Genomic DNA, 2,815 nt, shown 5'->3' with positions numbered 1-2,815 from the left:
ATCACGCTGTGGCATGACACAAGAGGCGCCGGCGTGACGGTCAAGGACGATGGACCGGGCATCGCACCGACCGAGCGCGATGCCGTCCTGCGCCGTTTCTATCGTGGCGAGGCGAGCCGTCATACGCCCGGCAGCGGCCTGGGGCTCAGTCTTGCGACCGCCGTAGCCGGCATGCACGGCATGACGCTGGCGTTCCACGACGCGCACGTTGGTTGCGAGATCAGCCTGTTCAAACCCGCCCAACGTACCCAACGTCATATTGCGGATAGCCGATGATCGATAACCTGCCGGTGCATTGACCTCGCTCCGTAAGGTTCTCGGCGGGCCTAAGCTTCTGCTCCGCGTACTGTTTTTTGTTACATGGAGCCTTGCGCGAAAAAAACGCTCAGATTGGCGCCCCATGCACACGCTCACCCTAACCGTCACACGCCAGAGCGCGCAATCTGGAATTCGGCGGGAGGTGCGCTGCGCGAAAGGATTGCTACCCTTTGTCAGATGCGAGGATGATGGGTGTCATCGCCGCGCAGCCGCTTCATAGTCTGCGTCCGACGTGAAATCAGCATTGGTGAATGTCTCGTGCCAGTCGAAAGTGGACGACCAGCGAGCTTCATCAAGTGGCTGAAACTGGCCGAGAGGTGCGGTGCCTCCGACGCGAATGCGGCCGCAGAGACAAACAGCCTGTCGTACGGCCGCGGCGTGTTTTTAGATCTTAGTTTGCGCTGAGATCTCGAGCGCATCGTCGACCTCTATGCCAAGGTATCGAACGGTGCTTTCGAGCCTATGTCCCAGCAGAAGTTGGACCGCTCTGAGGTTCTTCGTCCGCTTGTAAATCAAAGTAGCCTTCGTCCGACGCATCGAGTGTGCGCCGTAAGCGGTCGGATCAAGGCCGATCGCGGCGACCCATTGATGCACCTTCCGGGCGTATTGTCGCGTTGAGATATGCGGGCGACCGAGAAAGGCGGCTTGGGAAAAGATACTCGTCGGACCTCAGCTTAGCCTTCTCGATCCACGCAGCGACCGCAGCGCGAGCGAGCTCTGTGACCTCGAACTGCACGGGTCGTTTGATCTTACGCTGCATTATCATCGCGCGCGGCTGTATCTGATTGCCGTGGGTTACGTCGCGGACATGCAGGTTGACGAGGTCGCACCCGCGCAGCTTGCTGTCGATCGCAGGATTGAATAGCGCTAGATCACGAACCGCGTGCGCGTTCGGGAGGTGAATCCGGATTGCCCAGACGTCTTTCGGCTTCAGCGGCGGCTTCTGAAATACCCCAAATCACTTGACGGACCGGCTCAGGGCATGCTGCCGTCATTCAGGTACCGGCTCTGGTCAGGCGGCAATACGCCGCTTTCCGGACGTTTGCACCTCGACGGTCGCGTGAACGGTCCACATCGGCCCCTCGCTAGTGCAGCGCTCAGACTAGGTCGATGGCGTAGAACGATACCGTCGCAACGGCAGGATGGAAGGTGCTCGCTCAGAAACTCGGCGAGCACTGATTCGTCGATCCGACAAACGTCCACACGACGGCGATGAATCCATTGCGCAAAATGATCGATGCTGCGTTGAGGAAGTCGGACGTTTTTCATGGCGGTCTCCTGAAGTAGGACCACCACTGGACTCCGATGCCGAAACTATGTCTGGAAGATCGCTAACCAGCCCGCCGCCAGCCGCGCTGCACCTACATTACGCGAATTCGCAGCCAACAAACTATACATAGTTGAGTTCTATACATAGGCGCCGAATACGGACGTTCGCAATTCGGTTCCGCAGCAATTGCCGGCGCTCTCCAACGTCGGTCCCGATGGGCACTTTTGCCTTCACCATGCACAACAGCCGCTGTTCTACGCAGAGGATGGGCTGTGGACGTCAACTTCGACCTGAATGATTTGCAGGCGTTTCGAGCCGTCGTATAGTTGGGCGGCTTCCGAACGGCCGTCGAGGCGGTCAACATCTTGTGGCCGGCGCTGAGCCGCCCCATCGACAAGCTCGAGCAGGCAATCCGCGTGCGGCATCTCGAGCGAACGTCGTCTTCGGAACGATCGATGTCCGCTGATGTCCGCTGGTTATCAATGGACGCGGGAGAAAGCCCGCAACTGCCCTAAAGCACAGCAGCCACGTAGTTGCCTTGCCCCGCGCCGGTAAGACTCGCGCTCAGGCCACGAAGCGGCACTGGGACGCGGGCGTGCGCGTATCCATATTGCGTCCGCGGTTGAGATGATCGTCGATTTCCGCCGCGCATCCGAGCATGCGGGGATAAAGGAAGATCGTGAATGCGGCGGTTTCCAGATCGGTCTCAGTCAATTCACCACGTTGCAGCGGCTGCCACAGCATCTTCAGCAGCAATGCGGCGATCACCGCATCGACATTGACGCAATAGACGTTGCGCGAGACACCTGCGTCGAACAACGCCTGCACCAGCTCGCGGTAGTACGCATGGAACACGTTGTATTCCCCACGCTTCCCGCACAGTTCCGCGATGAACACTTCGCGCGGATCGTGGTTGACCGGCCTGTCCTTGAACACCGGATGATTCACGCCCGGCAGCTTCGCGATGTCGAGGCTGCCCGCATGCTTCTGCCGCGCCTTGTACTGCGCGTATCGCTCGACCGAGCGCTCGGCGAGCGAGCGCAGGTCCACGCCGTGGCCGGGCTTCGACGGATCGTCCAGCGCGGTTTCCCTGAAAGCATCAATCAGGAACGCGATGCCCTCGTACCCGTTCCCGCCGTGCGTATAGCCGGTATGGGTGAGAAAGCCGACCAGCGCCTTGTTGAGCTGCACGCGCTCGGGACTTTCCGGACCGTCGGCCGATACCGC

At 60.0% G+C, this 2,815-nt stretch carries 2 protein-coding genes and 2 pseudogenes; 2 read left to right on the top strand and 2 right to left on the bottom strand.

The features are described from left to right. Nucleotides 1-276 (top strand): ATP-binding protein (locus tag HDG39_RS34420; protein ID WP_260328460.1); only part of this gene is annotated, 276 nt, incomplete at its 5' end. A 426-nt stretch (nt 277-702) separates the two neighbouring features. Here the strand turns inward: HDG39_RS34420 and HDG39_RS34415 are convergent. Then, nucleotides 703-1,252: pseudogene (locus HDG39_RS34415) on the bottom strand (tyrosine-type recombinase/integrase). Nucleotides 1,253-1,914: 662 nt separating this feature from the next. On the opposite strand from HDG39_RS34415, the pseudogene HDG39_RS35540 reads away from it, so the two are divergent. After that, a pseudogene (locus HDG39_RS35540) lies at nt 1,915-2,034 on the top strand (LysR family transcriptional regulator); the annotation flags it as partial. 118 nt (nt 2,035-2,152) lie between these two features. On the opposite strand, the gene HDG39_RS34410 reads toward HDG39_RS35540, so the two are convergent. Next, nucleotides 2,153-2,815, bottom strand: a 663-nt coding sequence (locus HDG39_RS34410; RefSeq protein ID WP_503125009.1) for a citrate synthase family protein, incomplete at its 5' end; no start/stop codon positions are given.

Source organism: Paraburkholderia lebeckiae, assembly GCF_014201005.1.
Classification (GTDB): Bacteria; Pseudomonadota; Gammaproteobacteria; order Burkholderiales; family Burkholderiaceae; genus Paraburkholderia; species Paraburkholderia tuberum.
This window is presented reverse-complemented; position numbering and strand designations above follow the sequence as displayed.